Raw genomic sequence first — 16,651 nt, 5'->3', positions numbered from 1 at the left:
AATTTATATATTATTTCTGAAGAATATATAAGTTTTCTCTTGTCTCTAGCACAATTTGTACGTATAATTAACATAATCATCTATATGAATATAGGAGTTATTTGCTATGGGTGAACGATTAGACTCAAAGGCTTCTACTCCGCTGTACCGGCAGTTGATGGAGCAGCTGCGCGGAGATATTGTCAATGGGGTATACAAACCCGGTGAAAAATTATTGCCGGAAGTAGAAATGGCAAAACAGTTCAACGTTAGCGTCATTACGGCCCGAAAGGCAACAGATGAACTGGTTGCTCAAGGATTGGTAGAAAAAAAGCAGGGAAAAGGGACTTTTGTGGCCCAAGCCAAGTATAGTCGGGACTATACACGGATTCAAAGTTTCTCAGATTCTTGTGTGGCTCGGAATCTAGTACCTGGGGCGAAACTGTTGAGTCGGGAAGTTGTAACGCCTAAACCTAAAATTCTTCAGCAGCTTGGCCTGCCTCCAGAGAGTAAAGTGCTGAAAATTGTTCGTTTGCGGTTTGTAAACGGAGATCCTATGGTTATTGAGACCAACTTTTTTTCATTGGACTATGCATTTTTACTCCAAGAAGATTTAGATCACTCCCTCTTTGCGGTATTAAAAAATAAACGGCAGATCACCGTGGAGAATTCACAAAAAATTGTGGAGATTTGCCGCGCTACGCCGGAAGAGGCGCATTGGTTAAAGCTGAGAAAGAATGCTCCACTTTTGCTGGTGCGCAGTGTAGCCTATACCAAAGATTACGAGCCGGTATATGTCTGCATGCAAGTGATTAACGGGGAGCGTTTTCAGCTTAGTTTATAAGTGTGCTTTGACATTGTAAAAGTCAACGTGGGACCTGAGCTAAAACTAGGGCAGGAACCGTTTGGCTAGACTCAAGAAGAGCGATTTACTATTATTTGTGGCTATATCAGTCAAGGTTCAAATTGGGAGGAAGCTACCTTGAAGCTTACCCTTATTTTTAACTGAATACCAGACAGACAATTCATAAAAAGAACGACACAGCAAGGGCTACTCCTCATAAGGACATCTTGAGATAAACCCAAAAATGACCGATTGAGAGAGACCCCCGGGTGTCACCCCTGAAGGAAATGGGGAAATAGCCGCAAGCCACGAAAAGTGGTTTGCGGCTATTTTTATGTCTATGTTTCAAGGCGTCCAAGCGATTAGAAACAATTCAAATATTTTGGTGGCTTTTTCAGGTAACCTGTGGTATGTTGTCTTGCTAAAAGGAGGCAGGACACATGAACGACACTCTGAAACAACTCTACAACAGATTTTACACACCACTTCCCATGGCAGAGGCTGAGCAGGAAATTGAAGATTGCCACCGGCAACTTATTGAGCGACTGGAAAAGCCGGAGAGAAAACTGGTGCTGCGGATCATGGATAACCAGAGTCTGATTGCGGAAGAACGCTCCATGGATGGTTTCTTCTGCGGGTTTAAATTGGCATGGGAACTGGCAAACGAATTGAATCACTTTGAAACGGACAGGCATCTCTTTCCAGCGGAAGAAGCAGAGAGAGATGCCTGATTTTTATGCGGTCAGGCGCACAATGCTTTTCTGCGTATTGCAATTCCTTCATCTCTGATCTTCTCCATTTTGAGTGGCAACATTCTCTGGACTTCTGAATCGTCTCTCAGTATTGTGTGTTTGCAGCCAACAAAACAGAGAGGAGAAAATGCAATGACACAAGTTTCCGTTACCAGATGCCAGTACTGCGGCTCACAAGACATTGGGGAAGGCTGGCAGCACGGAGAGGCCCTGGTCACTTTCAAATATCACGGACTGCAGGGAAACGGCTGAAGTACCTGATCTGCCGCAGCTGCGGAGCAGTTGTATATCAATATGTGACAGAACCTCACTGCCTTCCCCCGAGTGAGATAACACTTTGGGTAGGAGACTGGTGAACTATAAGAAAAACGGGAAATGCACATTTCCCATGATTTGAGTCGGTGCGAACAGCAAAGTTTATATATGCCATAGTTTTTATTCCGGCCTGTTACACGATACCAACATATAAACAGTAGTAAGGCATGCTTTTTTCATATACGTCTAACAAGAAGCAGCAATGCAAAAAATGGATCAGCTTATTGAGCCGATCCATCTTTTGCAGAAAATTTATAAAGTTACTTTCACATAAAAGCAGTGTATTCCTGAAATATCACATAATTTATAGAAATATCTCTCTCTTCAAACAAGGATGTGATGTGGTATGGTAAGGAATTACACGACTGAAATGATTGCCTTTTTCTAATGCCATGCGTTCCTTATCTGTACAATGGACAGGAACCCGGGAAAATCGTGCTGCGCCCTCCTGCAGCAGCTGCCAGCTTCCGGTGTGTTCTTCCACTGTTCCTGTGAGGAGAACTGCGCCATCAAACTTCCGTGCCAAAGATGTTCGCTCTCCAGTACGAAGCTGCGGGTCGCTGACAAAGCATAGGCCGGAGTTTGGTAAATCATCAGGCAATTGCTGCACCTGCAAACCATCTAAGTTCTCATGCAGAGCGGTTGTAATCCAAAAATGATCCTCTTTTCCCCGGATGATCTGCTCTTGAAAATGTGCGTCTCCATAGATGGGCAAGGCAGGCCATTCCGTGTGTAGCATTAGGGCCAGTTCCAGCCCTCTTCCGAATTTAGGTACCGGCAGCAGCAGAGGACGCTCATTGAACAAATGATGAGCCGCAGCCTTCAGGAATGCCTGGCGCATCTGGTCCGGTGTCCTGTCTTCTGAACCATAAGCGCTGTCAAGAACAGCTATATCAGCAGCTACATCGCGGATCGGATCTGTCTCATAAGCAAGAGAACACTCTGTATAGTCTCCGCTAAAAAGGAGGCATTTTCCGTCCAGCATCAAGTGATACCATACACTGCCGACACAGTGTCCGGAACGGCCCCAACGGATACGAAAATTGCTGGGAAAGTGACTCTCTTCCAGGGTCATGGCTTGGTATGGAGGCGTTTTGAGTTGGGCCAGTGTTTCCCGACTGGCTATTACTGTTCCGGAGAAACCCTGTCCTGCCAACCAGGGCAGGGCCCCTACATGGTCGGCATGAGAATGCGTAAGAAGTATAAAGTCCAGCCCTTGAATTTCTTGTTTTGTTAGGCGGGGATACGGGTCTTGTGCACCGGCCATCAGGCCGCAATCCACCAAAAATGAGCAAACCGCACTCTCTACCAAGAAGCAACTCCGTCCATGTTCCCCTACACCGCCGGCAAATTTAATTCGCATGTGTATTTCCCTTTCGATCAGCCAGTGCATTCATAACCAGTAGCGTGGTGGTTGTGATAAGCACACACAGCACTGCCATGGCCATGCCTAAGGATACGCTGCCCTGCTCAAATTCCCGGTTGATATAGGTGGATACCACCAAAGTATTGGGGGGAGCAATCAGGCTGGCAGTGACCAGTTCTCTGAAAGCAATAATGAAAATCATCATCCATCCGGCCACAATGCCTTTCGAGATCATGGGAAGCGTGATTTTACGGAATACATAGGAGGGCGTTCCGCCAAATGTGCGGCCAGCCTGGATAAGGTTATCGTTGATTTGGGTAAAGGACGAGGTCACATACTGCACCGTATAGGGAAGATATAACACCACATAGGCCAAAACCATGATTCCGATCGTGTTATAGAGAGGGATTATCTTATAGATGGCATTCCAGAAGAGCATTACTCCAATGATAAGAACAATTCCGGGCAGCATTTCCGGAAGCAGGCTCATCCCCTCTACCAGTTTTTTCAGAATCCCCTTAGCCTTTCGTACCGCCAGGACAACTACTGTACCGATGACTGAGCAGATGGTGGCAGAGGTAACTGCCAGAAAGATACTGTTCCAGATCGCATTCAAGCTTTTTTCTGTGGTAAACAACTCCACATAGTGAGCGAAAGTGAAATTGCCAGGTGCGAGTCCGTAGCCTCGGAGATTGATCAGCGATGTGGCAATGACAGAGAAGTAAGGCACGCCAATGGCAATCACAATGACCAAGACCAACCAAGTCCAAGCACAAAACAGCCCGCCTTTAGACAACCTGTGCTGAGCAGATCGGGATCCCTTGCCGCTAATCAGACGATAGGAACGGCGATTGGTAATATAGTTTTGCAGCAGCCACATTCCCATGCAAATGCACACCAGCACAGAAGAAAGGCTGGCAGAACGGCCAAAGTCAATGGGAGCGGTAGTGGAATAACGGTGGATGTCAGTCGTGAACACATAGAAGCCGATACGACGGCCCAAGGTATAAGGCGTTCCGTATTCCGATAGCGTCTTGACAAAAACCAGAAGCGCTCCGATTGCATAGTTCCCGGTCAGCAGAGGGGCAAAGATTTTCCGAAGACGCAGGGAAAAATTTGCTCCAAAGACTGCACCACTCTCTTCCAGACTGGCCGGAATATTGAGCATCGCATTTTTCAGCATCGTCATGAGAAAGGGAAACACATGCAAGCTCATCACCAGTACCAGGCCAGCAAAAGAGAAAAATCCCTCAGAGAAAGATCCGGTAGTGGGAAAAAGCTGCTGAAACAGGCCCCGCTTCTGCATGAACAGGATCCAGCCCATGGAGGCAATGTAAGGCGGTGTCATGAAGGGAATCATGAAAATAATATCCAACCACTTATGACGCCTCAGATCAGTGCGAGCCAAGAGGTAGGCCGTGGGGGCAGCAATGAGGGTAGAGCATAGGACAACGCTTACTCCCAATAAAAGAGAGTTCCAGACGGTCTGGAGATTTTCGGTATCAGCGATGATCGACCATGCCTGATAAAAGTCAAGGCGGCCATCAATGATGACCGCCTTGGCAAATACGCTTATCAGGGGACAGACGATCAGCGCTGCCAGGAATAGAAACAACACCCAAAGAAGAATGTTACCTTTCCATGACGTCGATGATCTCATAGTTCCTCCCAGCCAGAACTTACTGGCAGATCTCGTTGAGCTTGGCGGCAGTGTCGCTGGCCACATCCATCATGGCATCCCACTCGGTAGGAAGCTGGGGGATATCCGCCAGGTTGGTGCGATTATCGCACTGAACATCGCTACGCCCCGGCAGCAGATAAGCGTCGGCGACCATCTGCTGCGCCTCATCACTGTACAGGAAATCAATGAAGGCCTTGGCGTTATCCACATTGGGAGCCGTGTTCATAATCATAGCCGGACGAGGATTGACAACCGTGCCAGTGGCGGGATAGTAGATGGAGATAGGCTCGCCTTTGTTCATGGAGGAGTAGGCATTATAGTCTACACCGGCAATCAGAATTCCCTTCTCACCCGTAGTCACAGCCTCCAGAGCAGCAGCATTGGCACCAGGAACCGTCAGACCGTTGTCGGCCCAGGACTGCATGATATCCTCGCCGCCATCAACGCCGGTCACAAAGCCGGCAAGAAAATCCTTACAGGCACCCGACTTCTCAGGATCGGGAATCGCAATGTTATCCTTGTAATCAGCACCGGCCAAATCTGCCCAGTCTGCGGAGAGCTCGGAGTAAATAGTGGTATTGTAAATAACGCCTACAGCAGAGGCACTGGTGCCGAAGAGCATGCTATCCTCGTCAATCCAGTTAGCCTTATCAGCATTGGCAGGGGTATAGCTCATAATCTGACCGTCCTCCTTCATAGAAAGACCATCAGACCAGGAGGCCAAAATGACCACATCCGCTACAGGATTGGCCTGTTCAGTCTCCAGACGTGCCAGAATTTCACCGGTAGTTCCCTGGAACTGCTCTACCTCCACACCAGTTTTCTCGGTAAAAGCAGCCGCCAGTTTGTCGGCCAATCCAGCAGGGCTGGGCATATACACCGTCACCTTACCGGAGAGCTGCTGGGTATCTTCGTTCTGCTGAATGTTCTGGGTTCCTTCCGCAGAGGAGGTCTGGTTTTCGGTATTTTCCTCGGTGGATGTCTGTCCACAAGCAGCCAGGCCGAGGCACATACAGCCGGCCAACAGCAGAGAAAGCATTCTCTTCTTCATTTCACTTCATTCTCCTTTGCACATGTTATGATTTGATTGGGATCTATGTAAATGGATAGAGTCTCACCCACGGTGGCCTTTCGGCTGCTGTGAAGCGTCCATGTTACATCTTGGTAATTCAGCGTAACCTCGTAGCCATCCCCCAGGTATTGAACACCTGTTACAGAAAGATCATATTTAGGGTAGGCTTCATGCGGAATTAAGGTGACGGCTTCAGGGCGGAATAACTGCTGAGCATTGATCCAGTTGGATTTTCCCACAAAGCGAGCAACAAAAGCGGTAGCTGGATGGTGATAGATCTCCTCAGGAGTATCGTACTGATCCACTGTGCCTGCGTTGAGAACCGCAATTTGATCGCTCATGCTCATGGCTTCCGTTTGATCGTGGGTCACAAAAACCGCTGTTACGCCCAAATGGGACACCAGATCCTTCAGTTCGTGCCGCATCTCTTCCCGCAGTAGTGCATCCAAAGCGGACAACGGCTCATCGAAAAGGATGCAGCTTGACTGAATGACAATCGCACGGGCAAAAGCTACTCGTTGTTGCTGTCCCCCGGACAGCTGATGGGGATAACGCTCGGTATAGTCCTCCAGACGCACAGCCTTTAGTGCTTCCGTAACACGCTCTTTCAATCGGTTCGTGTCCTTACGGGCTCTTAGTCCAAATGCCACATTTTCAAACACTGTCATATGGGGCCAGAGAGCAAAGTCCTGAAATACAAATCCAAGCCCACGTTTCTCCGGCGGTAAATTGATCCGTTTGCTTGCAGAGAACACACAGGTTTCATCCAACCAGATTTCACCTGTATCTGGGCTTTCCAATCCCGCAATCATCCGCAGAAGAGTTGTTTTTCCACAGCCGGAAGGCCCCAATAAGGTCGTAAAGTTGCCGCTTTCTACCACGAGGCTGGTGGGGTGGATGACTTGCTTATTTCCAAATGTTTTTGTAATGTCCATTAAAGTAATTTTCATAAAACTAACCACTCCAAGTAACGAGTATACATCGCTCCTTTCTCACCATCTACCGGGCCAGTGTTATGTTTCTGTAAAATGGATGTAAATGCAGTACCGATTTGTGGGTAAAGCATTTCTCATCTTATCTATGAGGGCACGATTCATTTTTGGCATGTGCGGTATCTTATTTATTCCGTTTCGGTCAAATCTATAGTAATCGAAATGGAATAAAAAGGGCTCCCCCCTTACATTGTTCATTCTCAACGCAAGGGGGGAGTCCTCGCTTTCAGGAAAAACAGTAGCCGTTTGGGATCATTACATCCGCATAGCGGCATCTAACGCCAAATCGGATCGCTCACACTCGTCTGCCTGCATGGTGAGCTGCACGCACAGGGGGCTGCCCTTCATTCGATCCGCTGCATAACTGAGCCCGTTGCTCCGTTCATCCAGCAGCGGATGGTCAATCTGAGCCGGATCCCCCAGTAAAACTACCTTGGTTCCCTGCCCCACCCGGGTGACGATCCCCTTCATCTGCCTGGGAGAGAGATTCTGGGCCTCATCGATCATCAGCAGTGTATCGGTAATGGAACGCCCCCGCATGAAATTCATGGCCTCTATGGTAATGATGCCTGTTTCAAACAGGTAATCAATCCGGCTATGAAGTTCCTCCTCACTGCTGTGCCGGTCCTTTTTGTACTCCAAATCCAGAAGCACCTCCAGATTATCCACAATGGGACGCATAAGGGGGGATATCTTTTCCTTTTCATTTCCAGGCAGGAAGCCGATATCCTGATCAAACTGCGCGTTGGGGCGGCAGACCAAAATTTTTCGGAACTGGCGCTCCTCTTGCTCCAGCACCTTCTCCAGACCAACCGCCAGGGTATAGAATGTCTTAGCGGTGCCAGCAGGTCCCTTGACGATGACCAGTGGTGCTTCTTTCGCGCCCAGCATCAGCGCCTCCTGCAAAAACTGCTGTCCCACATTGCGGGGCTTAACCCCAAAAGGCTTGGTATTGCTATATTCCAGGGCGGTAACTCTCCCTCCGTGGTACCGGCCCAACATGGTTTTTTTCGCCTGTGTATCGGAGTGTAGGATCACGAACTGATTTTCTGTCAGAGCTACGGAGATCTGTTGCCCCTGCTCATTCAGCGTATAAAGTTCCTGGGCAGAAATGCCTTTTTTCTTGAAACCGCTCAGCAGATCATTTGGTACATAGACATCAGCCCGGCCAGTATAGGGTGGAGACTCTTTTGAGATTTGGTCGGTGGTAAATTCTTCAGCAGGAATTCCCATCATCTGTGCCTTAATCCGGGTGACAATGTCTCGACTCACCAAAATGGCGGGGATTCCATCCTCTGTCAGCCCCTTGCATACTTTTAGAATCCGACTGACCCGGTGTTCCGGATCCATTCCATGGGGCAGTTCCGTATGTACATGGTTGACCTCTAACCGTAAGGTTCCACCACAGCGGAGCGGAACTCCGTCCAGAAGATTGCCCCGCAGGCGGATCTGTTCCAGAAATCGGATGACCTGCCGAGCATTCCCGCCCTGATCACCGTCGGCACCTTGTAATGCGTCCAATTCCTCCAGCACGGCCAGCGGTAGGACAATGTGATTATCCTGGAAAGATTCCAACGCATATGGCGCTTGAAGTAACACGCTGGCATCCAGCACATAAGTCTTTTGCATTGCAAACCCCACCTTTCAACCACGATTACCAGGCTAAACGTTTGATCTGAAGGCTCCGGAACTGTCGTGTAACTTGATCACACTGAGGAATGTAATACTGAAGGTAGGCTTTTTTGGCCGCCCGCCGTTCCCGTTCTTTGGTCTGAAACTCCGACCATTGAGTGCAGACCTTGTGGCAGCCTGAGACATAATGAGGACATGTTGATTGGCATGGTAACATTTTAGAAACGCTCCTTTATCATGATATGGTGCGTGACAAAATAAAAAATCAGAGTCAGCGTAGGCGCAGAAAAACGCGCCCGCCAACTCCGATTAAGGAAGAAGACAGAAGAAAACGGCCGATTTGATATTTGCCTAATAACTCACTGACACATCGCATAGGATCGCTCCTAACCGTTGCTTTGTTATTAGTATAAGCGACCATTGTTATCTTTTCTATCTCACCCACGTAAAATTCTATAAGAAGTTTTATAAATATTTAGGATTTTCACATAAGGAATAAACATTCGAGATAAGATACAAGACCCATAAAAAGTTTGAAACTTTTCTGTTGAGACTCGCCTAATCTTTTATAATGTTGAGCGTTGCCGCATTAGTAAAAATCATCATCGTCTTTGGCACTATCATTCGCTTTGCATAAGATTTGATATACGCGACTCAATGCTGCTGTCTTGCACAAAAATTCCCAAATTAGCTTCTGCTCATCCAGCCATGTGGACTGGGGTGAACTGTATCCTATCTCAATGCTGGCCTCCCGGCGTGCGGCTTGAATCGCTTTCTGGATGGAGAGCCACTGGCCGTAAGCGCCGCCGTTCAACTGCTTTCTCAGTTTTCGGATGGCGCTCTTATACGCTTTCTCCGCGCCGCTGGGGCCGTTGTAGTTGAGCCGGATGGCCAGTTCCTGAAAGGTCATGCCCTGCTCATTGGGCTGGCCGATCCCCAGATAACAGCGCACCAGATTCAGCTCTCTGGGGCTCAGAACCTCCTCCATGCGCTGGAGGAGCAGCGTCCGGCGCATGAAGCGGTCATAGGCCCTGGCGGGGTCACCACCACACCCAAGGTCAAAGACACGCTCACCCAAAGACTCGATCTGGAATACAGTTCGGTATTCTTCCAGCAGACGCCTGGCGACTTTGGCGGAGACCGTCAGTTTCTCTTGAATGGCGGGCAGAAGATCTGTTTCGTCATCCCGCTCATGGGTGGCATAGAGGAAAGCCACCTGGCGCAGCTGGCGGTAACGGTCCAGCGGAAGCGACAGAGAGAAAGAACCCTGGGCGGCACAGTCCCGCATAGCGGTCTCAATGGCGGATGTCGCATAGGTCAGCAGCTTGGTCCCCATAGATGGGTCAAACCGCCCCGCTGCATCCAGCAGTGCCAGCGCCCCCTCCTGCTTGAGGTCGTCCACCAGAAAATCCTGAGAAAACTGCTCGCAGTAGCTTGCGGCCAGCGTGGTCAGGTATCCCTCGTTCTGGGAGAGCAGGAGCGGGGCGGCCTGCGGATCGCCATTCTGTATCCGCAGGGCAAGATCTTCGTTACTTAGGCAGAGATCATCACAGCGGTACATGCTCACGGCTTCTCCTCCTGGGCAATGCGCGCTTTTGCCTGGGCATAGATCGCTTCCTGCTCCATATCACGGGCATAGCCGTTGACGGCATAGTTGTTGTCCATGAGCGCCTTATCCCGGAGGCTCTCCGCTACATACAGCGCTTCATTGCGCAGCTCGTCGGAAATTTTTCCTCTCTGGTGGTGCTTGCGGATGGTGTTGGTGCGGGTGGTGAACAGGCGGTAGACCGGGTGCTGTTTGTTTTGTTCCTTCTGCCGCATCATGGCGCCGTACTGTCGGCAGGTCATGCGGGGATCCTGGGGGGCAATGCCATCACAGTATTTCGGCATGTGGCCGTTGGTGGTGAGAAAGTATGTCCCGCAGCCACAGCACCGGCTGGGGGCATGGCCGTGCTGCAGTCCGTTCATCAGGTCAAAGATGTAGAAGCTGATGGTATGGTCAAAGAAATACCGGTTTACAAATACGGTTTCCTTTTCCTGTTTCGGGTGTCGGGCAAAGACATAGGAGGATCTCAGGTTCGGTGTGATGGTGAATGGCTCAACATCCGGTACCGGCAAATCACGCATCATATCCCAGAACCATTCGCTGTTGAAGCAGTCGTGGGCGGCCATAGCGAAGAAGGTCTCTGTCCGTTTCTTCAGCCGCCGCAGATAGCCCTCCTCAAAATATCGTGCCGCCACGGCGAAGTGCTGGATGCCCAGGGGGATGCTGAAGGCAGCGACCAGATAGCGGAAGAAAAATTCCCGGACAGGCGAAGCTGGCTTCAGCAGGTCGTTGTGGGATGCCGGGGAAAACATCACCTCCAATGTGTGCTGCTCCTGCCCTTTGTCCATCAGGCTGTACGGTGGACATTGCCACAGGGCATCCAGCAGCTTCTCCAGAGAGGCGCGGGTCCCGTCCAGCAGGTTGATAAATTCACCTCGCCCGGCCAAGGCCAGGGCCTCTACCTGATGGCTGATGGTGCCGCCGTGGGTGACCAGTTCCCGTATGGTCTCCTCGGGAACATTCAACAGTTCGGCGGCAAAGTGGCCGGCCGGGTAGACAGTCTCGTTAAAAAAGATCTGATCCTGCCAGACATCCATTGTCAGGTGCAGGAAATTGTTGTTCTGCCTGATCCCCAGTGGCATAGGGCCACCTCCTCTGTCCTATATCTGTTTTCTGCCTGTCTTACGATATTCTCATTTTATCAAAATCCCCCCAATAATCAAGTGAGAGGACAAGAGCCACGGTGGCCGCGTGGTCTCTGTCCTTATCTTTTTACAAGGGGATGATCCTATGAGTAAAACAAAACGACTGCAAACCATCGACGGCGAGAGCCTGATGAGCCTGCCGTTGACGCCGCTCAACTTCGTGGTGGACACGCTTCTGTCTCAGGGGCTGCACATCCTTGCCGGCTCTCCCAAGGTGGGAAAGTCCTGGTTGGCCCTGTGGCTGTCCGTCATGGTGGCCAAGGGCGAACCGGTCTGGGGGATGTCCGTGAAGCAAGGTACCACTCTCTATCTCTGCCTGGAGGACTCCACCCTCCGTATCCAGAACCGGCTGTTCGAGATCACGGAGGATGCCCCCGCCAATGTCCACTTCACCACCCAAAGCGACATTCTGGGCAAAGGGTTGGAGGAGCAGCTCCGCACCTTCCTTGACGAACACCCTGACACGGTACTGGTCATCATCGACACGCTGCAGATGGTACGCCCAGTACGCGACGCTACCTACGCCAACGACTACCGTGACCTCTCTGCTCTGAAACAGATCGCGGATGCCCACGGCATCGCCATCCTGCTGATCCATCATCTGCGCAAGGAATCCGTCGACGATGTATTCAACCGCATCTCCGGTACCACCGCCATCAGCGGTGCGGTGGATTCCAGCTTCACGCTGGTGGAGGAACGTCGGGGCAGCGGTAGAGCGAAGCTCTCCTGCGTCGGCCGCGACATTGAATACCGGGAACTGATGCTGGAGCGCAACGGTGAAAATGTGTGGGAGCTGGTGGCAGACAGCCAGACACAGCCGGAGCTACTGGGCGACCGCATCGTTTATCTCCTCTCCGAACTGATGCGTGACCGAACTGAATTTATCGGCACTCCCACAGAACTGTCTGAACGAATCGACCCTTTGGGTGTGGAGCGTATCTCGCCCAAGAAAGTGTCCAGACAGATCCTGCAAAACCTTGACGCACTAAGGAAAATTGGCATTTCCGCTGTGGTGCGCCGCAGCAACGGAAGGCGGCTCATTGAGCTGCAGCGTGCCGAAAGTGACGATACCCAGGGTGTCCCGGCGGTCGACCCTGTTGACCCTGCCGGAGCGCTGTGCGGCGATTTGCGGGCGGTTTCCGGGCGCGACGAATAAACTCCCGCAAGGCAAAAGAAACGCCGTGTTGGGCCGCTTGTGGCCGAAGGAGGAGTGCGGGTGTTCGGCGCGGGAGAATCACCTCCTTGGAGGTGGCCAGCATCGCGTTTGTCTGGTCACCGGCACAGCCGCCGCCCGCCTTCCGCATAATTTCCGGGCAGAAGCCCGGACCCACTTTATCTACGGTTTGGAGGAAACCACATGAAAAAAGATATCAAGTTCAGCACTCGGATGGCATCCGCAGACCGAGAGGCCATCAAGGAATTGGCGAAACGCTCCGGGATGTCCATGAGCGATTATGTGACCGCTTGCTGTCTGGGAAAGCAGGTTGTGGTCGTCGATGGACTGAAAGAAGTGCTCAAGGAGCTGAAGTCAATCGGCAGAAATCTGAATCAGCTTGTCACCCTGGCACATATGGGACGCATCACGGTAGTCAATCTGGACAGCGTACGCCAGGCGTTCTCTGAACTCTGCGCTGCTGTCCGACTGATTCTGGAACGAAGGCGGTGGTGAAAAATGGCGATCATCAACTTCACTAACTACAAGCGGGGCCAGACCACCGGATGCATGGGAGCCGTGATGCGGTACACCATGCAGGACAAGAAAACCAAGTGTGACGGTCAACAGTTGGTCACAGGCATCAACTGCCAGCCGGAATCTGTCTACGCGGACTTCATGACCACCAAGCGGCTGCATCACAAAACCGGCGGTGTGCTGTTCTACCACATGGTGCAGAGCTTCCCAAAAGGCGAAGCGGTCGATCCGGTCACCGCCCATGCGGCGGCACTGAAGCTGGCTGAGTACTATGAGGGATACGAAGTCCTGGTCTGTACCCACACAGACCGGGAACACATTCATTCCCACTTTCTCATCAACTCCGTCAACTTCGATACGGGAAAGAAACTGCACATAGCAAAAGAGCAGCTCCAGGAACTGCGGCAGCGCAACGACCAGGTCTGCATGGAATTTTCTCTTCCTATGTTCAAGCCCAAGGATAGGAAGCAGGAAACGAAAGCCATGACGATTGGCGAATATCATACCGCAGCCCGTGGCCAGAGCAAAAAGCTGCAGCTCATGAATATCATCAACGACTGTATGCGCCACGCCTCCAGCCGGGAGGAGTTTATTGCGCTGATGGAGAGCGAGGGCTACAAGGTACGCTGGGAGGCGTCCCGACGGAACATCACCTACACCACACCCAGCGGCTGGCAGTGCCGTGACCGCCTGCTATTCGGAGACAAGTATTTAAAGGAGAATATGGAATATGAATTCAGGATCAGAAAAGAAATTATCTATGGACGAGCTGTTGGAAAAGAACCGTCCCGCGCAGATGGTACAGACTACGCAGCCTCCGGCGCAGGATCTGACACCGCCTCTCGAAGTGCATCCCACGAAAGCGGAGTGGGAGGATCTGCAGAGCGCCCTCTACACACTGGGGGACCTCACCGAGAGACAGACTGGCTATCTGAAGAAGATCAACGAACTGCTGGCGCAGTTCCCGAGCCGGACGCAGATGGAGGAACTGCTGAAAGCGGTGAAGCATCTGGAGCAGATGAGCGAACAGGCTGGGAAGCGGAACGAAAAGCGTTTTTCTCTGCCCGGCATCATGCTGCCCAGACTGCGGCTGCCGCACCTGGATGGTCCCACATGGGCGGTCCTGCTGATGGGGACAGCAGCGTTGCTTCTGCTGTGGTGGGGCTTGGATACCGTCTGGAGCAGTCTCAGTCTGCTGAGTCTGTGATGGACAGCACCACAATGCTCCCGCACACAGACAGGAAAACGCTCCGTAAGAACCAGCAAAAGAAAATCGCCCAAGGCCATGCCCAGGACGATCACGAAGAAGAACAAACTTGGCAGCAGACCATGTGACGGCCTGCTATTTTTATTGCCTGACTGCAGGTCAGGGGAAAGGAACAATATGGAGTATCAATTCAAATACAATGAGCGTCCCCACTTCGATCATGAGGAACTGTATGGAGCTGAGGATATTCCATCTGCCAAGGCAGTGCAGGATACCGCAGTGGAAGAACGGAACGGTAAGGTTGTGAAAAGCCGCCGGCAAAGTGTATGCGGCAGAGAGTACATTGTGCTTGCGGAATTTGGTTTCGGAGGAACGCAGTCTACGGTCGACCTTCTGAAGCAGGTCATCGATCTGGAGGAGGACGCAAAAAATATTTCCGCCTAAAAAGCGGGTTCCCATAGACAAACAAACCGATTGAGGGTATTGTATGGTTGCAATCTCTCAATCGGTTTGGCATTTTATGAAGGAGGTCAATATGTTACAGCCAAACCAAAAGATTACTGCACTCTATTGCCGTCTGTCCCGAGACGATAATCTGGAGGGTGACTCCAATAGTATCCAGAACCAAAAGCTCATCCTGCAAAAGTACGCAGATGAGAATGGATTCCAGAATACCAGATTTTATGTGGACGATGGCTATTCCGGAGCAAACTTCAATCGCCCGGCCTTTGAGCAGATGATGGATGACATGAGCAACGGCGACATCGCTGTCATCATTACGAAGGATCTCTCCCGCCTTGGCAGAAACCAGCTTCACACCGGCCTTTATATCGAGGAGATCTTCCCCTCCAACGATGTGCGCTACATCGCCGTCAATGACAATGTGGACACCAAGTATGAAAACAGCAACGAACTGATGCCCTTCAAGAATTTGTTCAACGAGTGGCATGTGCGAGACTGCAGCCGCAAGGTGCGGAATGTAGTAAATGCCAAGGCACAGCGTGGAATCCGAGTGGGGACGCGAGCTCCCTACGGCTACCGCAAGGGTGAAACAAAAGACTCTCCTCTGCTGGTGGACGAGGAGGCGGCAACCGTTGTCAAACGCATCTTCGCCATGTGCGCCAGTGGAATGGGACCGTCCCAGATCGCAAAGCAACTTAAGAAAGAGCATATCTACAGTCCATCCATGTACGCCTATACGAAATTCGGCATATCCCATTCTGGGCTGAATACGGAGCAGCCCTACAACTGGACCAGCGATATGGTGGCAGATATGCTGCAGAACATGGTCTACCTTGGACACACAGTGAACCTCCGCTACAGCACCAAGTCTTACAAGGACAAAAAGAAGCGTGAGCGCCCCAAATCCGAGTGGCTCATCTTTGAGCACACCCATGAAGCGCTGGTGGATCAGGAAACCTGGGATATCGTACAGGAGGTGCGCTCCCATAAGCGCCGCCGCACGAATATGGATGAGCAGAATATGTTCTCTGGATTGGTGTACTGTGCGGACTGCGGTAAGCCCATGGTACTGCACAGGGCGCACACCATGAAGCCGGAACAGAACAATTTCACCTGCCGCACCTACAAAAAGGACGGGGCTGATGTATGCAGCGCTCATTATATCCGGGAAGTGGCACTGAAGGAAATTGTGCTGGAAACGATCCGCAGAGCCACGGAGTTTGCCCGGAGCGATCCGGAGCGGTTTGCAGCCTACATCCAGCAAAAACAATCCAATGAGGTGGCAAAGGAGATCCGAGGCTTGGAGCGAGATCTGTCTACGTTGCGGAAACGGGATGGCGAATTGGATGTAGTGTTCAAGCGAATGTACGAGGACAGCGCCCTGGGACGGGTGAGCAATGAGCAGTTCCGCTTGCTGTCTGAAGCATACTCCAAGGAGAAAGCACAGCTGGCCGAAACCATTCCCGCCACGGAGGAGCGCCTGGAGAAACTGCGCAGCAGCATGGCCAACGCCAAAAACTTCATCGCCAAGGCCAGAAAGTTCACCAACATGAGGGAACTGACGCCAGAACTGCTCCGCACCTTCGTAGCGAAGATCATCGTGTATGAAAAAGAGGTCAAATACTCCAAACACGCACCGCAGAAAATCCAAATCTGTTTCCGGGACTTCAACCTTAACGAGACAGACGATGTGATTTTCTGCGGGGAGACAACAGAAAAGGCAGACAGTGCAACCGCACTGCCTGCCTAATCCGAGGACATGCTTCAAGATACCCCTATCAGGAGTAGCGGAAGTGCTGTGTCGTTCTTTTTTATGACAGCTGAACGTCCTGGCCTGATTCTGTGGCTTGAGGTCCTGCAGAATTACCCGAAGAAGTGGCTTCATTGCTTGAGGAGTCAGAACCGTTT

At 51.2% G+C, this 16,651-nt stretch carries 14 protein-coding genes; 7 read left to right on the top strand and 7 right to left on the bottom strand.

What is annotated here, in order from left to right; translation table 11 throughout:
* Positions 1-106 precede the first annotated feature (106 nt).
* Both AC3YUO_RS00070 and AC3YUO_RS00065 read left to right on the top strand, forming a co-directional pair.
* The gene (locus tag AC3YUO_RS00070; protein ID WP_489961008.1) at positions 107-823 is read left to right on the top strand and encodes a GntR family transcriptional regulator; all 717 of its coding nucleotides are present in this window, start codon (positions 107-109) and stop codon (positions 821-823) included.
* 440 nt (positions 824-1,263) lie between these two features.
* Entirely contained in the window at positions 1,264-1,554 is a 291-nt protein-coding gene (locus AC3YUO_RS00065; RefSeq protein WP_489961007.1) for a DUF6809 family protein, read from the top strand.
* A gap of 640 nt (positions 1,555-2,194) precedes the next feature.
* On the opposite strand, the gene AC3YUO_RS00060 is transcribed toward AC3YUO_RS00065, so the two are convergent.
* The 7 genes from AC3YUO_RS00060 to AC3YUO_RS00030 all read right to left on the bottom strand — a co-directional run bounded on the left by AC3YUO_RS00060 (position 2,195) and on the right by AC3YUO_RS00030 (position 11,321).
* Complete coding sequence (locus AC3YUO_RS00060) at positions 2,195-3,253, bottom strand: MBL fold metallo-hydrolase (RefSeq protein WP_489961006.1); 1,059 nt, start codon at positions 3,251-3,253, stop codon at positions 2,195-2,197.
* Entirely contained in the window at positions 3,243-4,916 is a 1,674-nt protein-coding gene (locus tag AC3YUO_RS00055) for an ABC transporter permease (RefSeq protein ID WP_489961005.1), read from the bottom strand. The genes AC3YUO_RS00060 and AC3YUO_RS00055 overlap by 11 nt, the downstream gene beginning before the upstream one ends.
* A gap of 19 nt (positions 4,917-4,935) precedes the next feature.
* Positions 4,936-5,988, bottom strand: coding sequence for an ABC transporter substrate-binding protein (locus AC3YUO_RS00050; RefSeq protein ID WP_489961004.1), 1,053 nt, complete (start codon positions 5,986-5,988; stop codon positions 4,936-4,938).
* Positions 5,985-6,959 (bottom strand): ABC transporter ATP-binding protein, encoded by a 975-nt coding sequence (locus tag AC3YUO_RS00045; protein WP_489961003.1) that lies wholly within the window; start codon positions 6,957-6,959, stop codon positions 5,985-5,987. The genes AC3YUO_RS00050 and AC3YUO_RS00045 overlap by 4 nt, the downstream gene beginning before the upstream one ends.
* Positions 6,960-7,256: 297 nt before the next feature.
* Entirely contained in the window at positions 7,257-8,630 is a 1,374-nt protein-coding gene (locus AC3YUO_RS00040; protein WP_489961002.1) for a PhoH family protein, read from the bottom strand.
* A gap of 592 nt (positions 8,631-9,222) precedes the next feature.
* On the bottom strand, positions 9,223-10,194 hold the full coding sequence (locus AC3YUO_RS00035; RefSeq protein ID WP_489961480.1) for a sigma-70 family RNA polymerase sigma factor: 972 nt from the start codon (positions 10,192-10,194) through the stop codon (positions 9,223-9,225).
* 2 nt (positions 10,195-10,196) lie between these two features.
* Positions 10,197-11,321 (bottom strand): DUF6076 domain-containing protein, encoded by a 1,125-nt coding sequence (locus AC3YUO_RS00030; RefSeq protein ID WP_489961001.1) that lies wholly within the window; start codon positions 11,319-11,321, stop codon positions 10,197-10,199.
* A 148-nt stretch (positions 11,322-11,469) separates the two neighbouring features.
* Between AC3YUO_RS00030 and AC3YUO_RS00025 the strand changes: the two genes are divergently transcribed.
* The 5 genes from AC3YUO_RS00025 (at position 11,470) to AC3YUO_RS00005 (ending at position 16,493) form a co-directional block, all read left to right on the top strand.
* A complete protein-coding gene (locus AC3YUO_RS00025; RefSeq protein ID WP_489961000.1) occupies positions 11,470-12,540 on the top strand; it encodes an AAA family ATPase in 1,071 nt (356 codons plus the stop codon).
* 201 nt (positions 12,541-12,741) lie between these two features.
* Positions 12,742-13,053 carry a plasmid mobilization protein gene (locus tag AC3YUO_RS00020; protein ID WP_489960999.1) on the top strand — a complete coding sequence of 104 codons (312 nt, stop codon included), beginning with the start codon at positions 12,742-12,744 and terminating at the stop codon, positions 13,051-13,053.
* A gap of 3 nt (positions 13,054-13,056) precedes the next feature.
* On the top strand, positions 13,057-14,409 hold the full coding sequence (locus AC3YUO_RS00015) for a relaxase/mobilization nuclease domain-containing protein (RefSeq protein WP_489960998.1): 1,353 nt from the start codon (positions 13,057-13,059) through the stop codon (positions 14,407-14,409).
* Positions 14,410-14,458: 49 nt separating this feature from the next.
* Positions 14,459-14,725, top strand: coding sequence for a hypothetical protein (locus AC3YUO_RS00010; RefSeq protein ID WP_489960997.1), 267 nt, complete (start codon positions 14,459-14,461; stop codon positions 14,723-14,725).
* A 91-nt stretch (positions 14,726-14,816) separates the two neighbouring features.
* Positions 14,817-16,493 carry a recombinase family protein gene (locus AC3YUO_RS00005; protein ID WP_489960996.1) on the top strand — a complete coding sequence of 559 codons (1,677 nt, stop codon included), beginning with the start codon at positions 14,817-14,819 and terminating at the stop codon, positions 16,491-16,493.
* The last annotated feature ends 158 nt before the right edge of the window (positions 16,494-16,651 follow it).

It is taken from the genome of Pseudoflavonifractor sp. HNCC25GI2 (assembly GCF_058136395.1).
The sequence above is the reverse complement of the archived record's forward strand: the minus strand, read 5'-3'. Positions and strand labels throughout refer to the sequence as shown.

Coding starts and splice junctions, on each gene's coding strand:
- AC3YUO_RS00070 (WP_489961008.1), top strand. CDS start 107: ATGGGTGAACGATTAGACTCAAAGGCTTCTACTCCGCTGTACCGGCAG.
- AC3YUO_RS00065 (WP_489961007.1), top strand. CDS start 1,264: ATGAACGACACTCTGAAACAACTCTACAACAGATTTTACACACCACTT.
- AC3YUO_RS00060 (WP_489961006.1), bottom strand. CDS start 3,253: ATGCGAATTAAATTTGCCGGCGGTGTAGGGGAACATGGACGGAGTTGC.
- AC3YUO_RS00055 (WP_489961005.1), bottom strand. CDS start 4,916: ATGAGATCATCGACGTCATGGAAAGGTAACATTCTTCTTTGGGTGTTG.
- AC3YUO_RS00050 (WP_489961004.1), bottom strand. CDS start 5,988: ATGAAGAAGAGAATGCTTTCTCTGCTGTTGGCCGGCTGTATGTGCCTC.
- AC3YUO_RS00045 (WP_489961003.1), bottom strand. CDS start 6,959: ATGAAAATTACTTTAATGGACATTACAAAAACATTTGGAAATAAGCAA.
- AC3YUO_RS00040 (WP_489961002.1), bottom strand. CDS start 8,630: ATGCAAAAGACTTATGTGCTGGATGCCAGCGTGTTACTTCAAGCGCCA.
- AC3YUO_RS00035 (WP_489961480.1), bottom strand. CDS start 10,194: ATGTACCGCTGTGATGATCTCTGCCTAAGTAACGAAGATCTTGCCCTG.
- AC3YUO_RS00030 (WP_489961001.1), bottom strand. CDS start 11,321: ATGCCACTGGGGATCAGGCAGAACAACAATTTCCTGCACCTGACAATG.
- AC3YUO_RS00025 (WP_489961000.1), top strand. CDS start 11,470: ATGAGTAAAACAAAACGACTGCAAACCATCGACGGCGAGAGCCTGATG.
- AC3YUO_RS00020 (WP_489960999.1), top strand. CDS start 12,742: ATGAAAAAAGATATCAAGTTCAGCACTCGGATGGCATCCGCAGACCGA.
- AC3YUO_RS00015 (WP_489960998.1), top strand. CDS start 13,057: ATGGCGATCATCAACTTCACTAACTACAAGCGGGGCCAGACCACCGGA.
- AC3YUO_RS00010 (WP_489960997.1), top strand. CDS start 14,459: ATGGAGTATCAATTCAAATACAATGAGCGTCCCCACTTCGATCATGAG.
- AC3YUO_RS00005 (WP_489960996.1), top strand. CDS start 14,817: ATGTTACAGCCAAACCAAAAGATTACTGCACTCTATTGCCGTCTGTCC.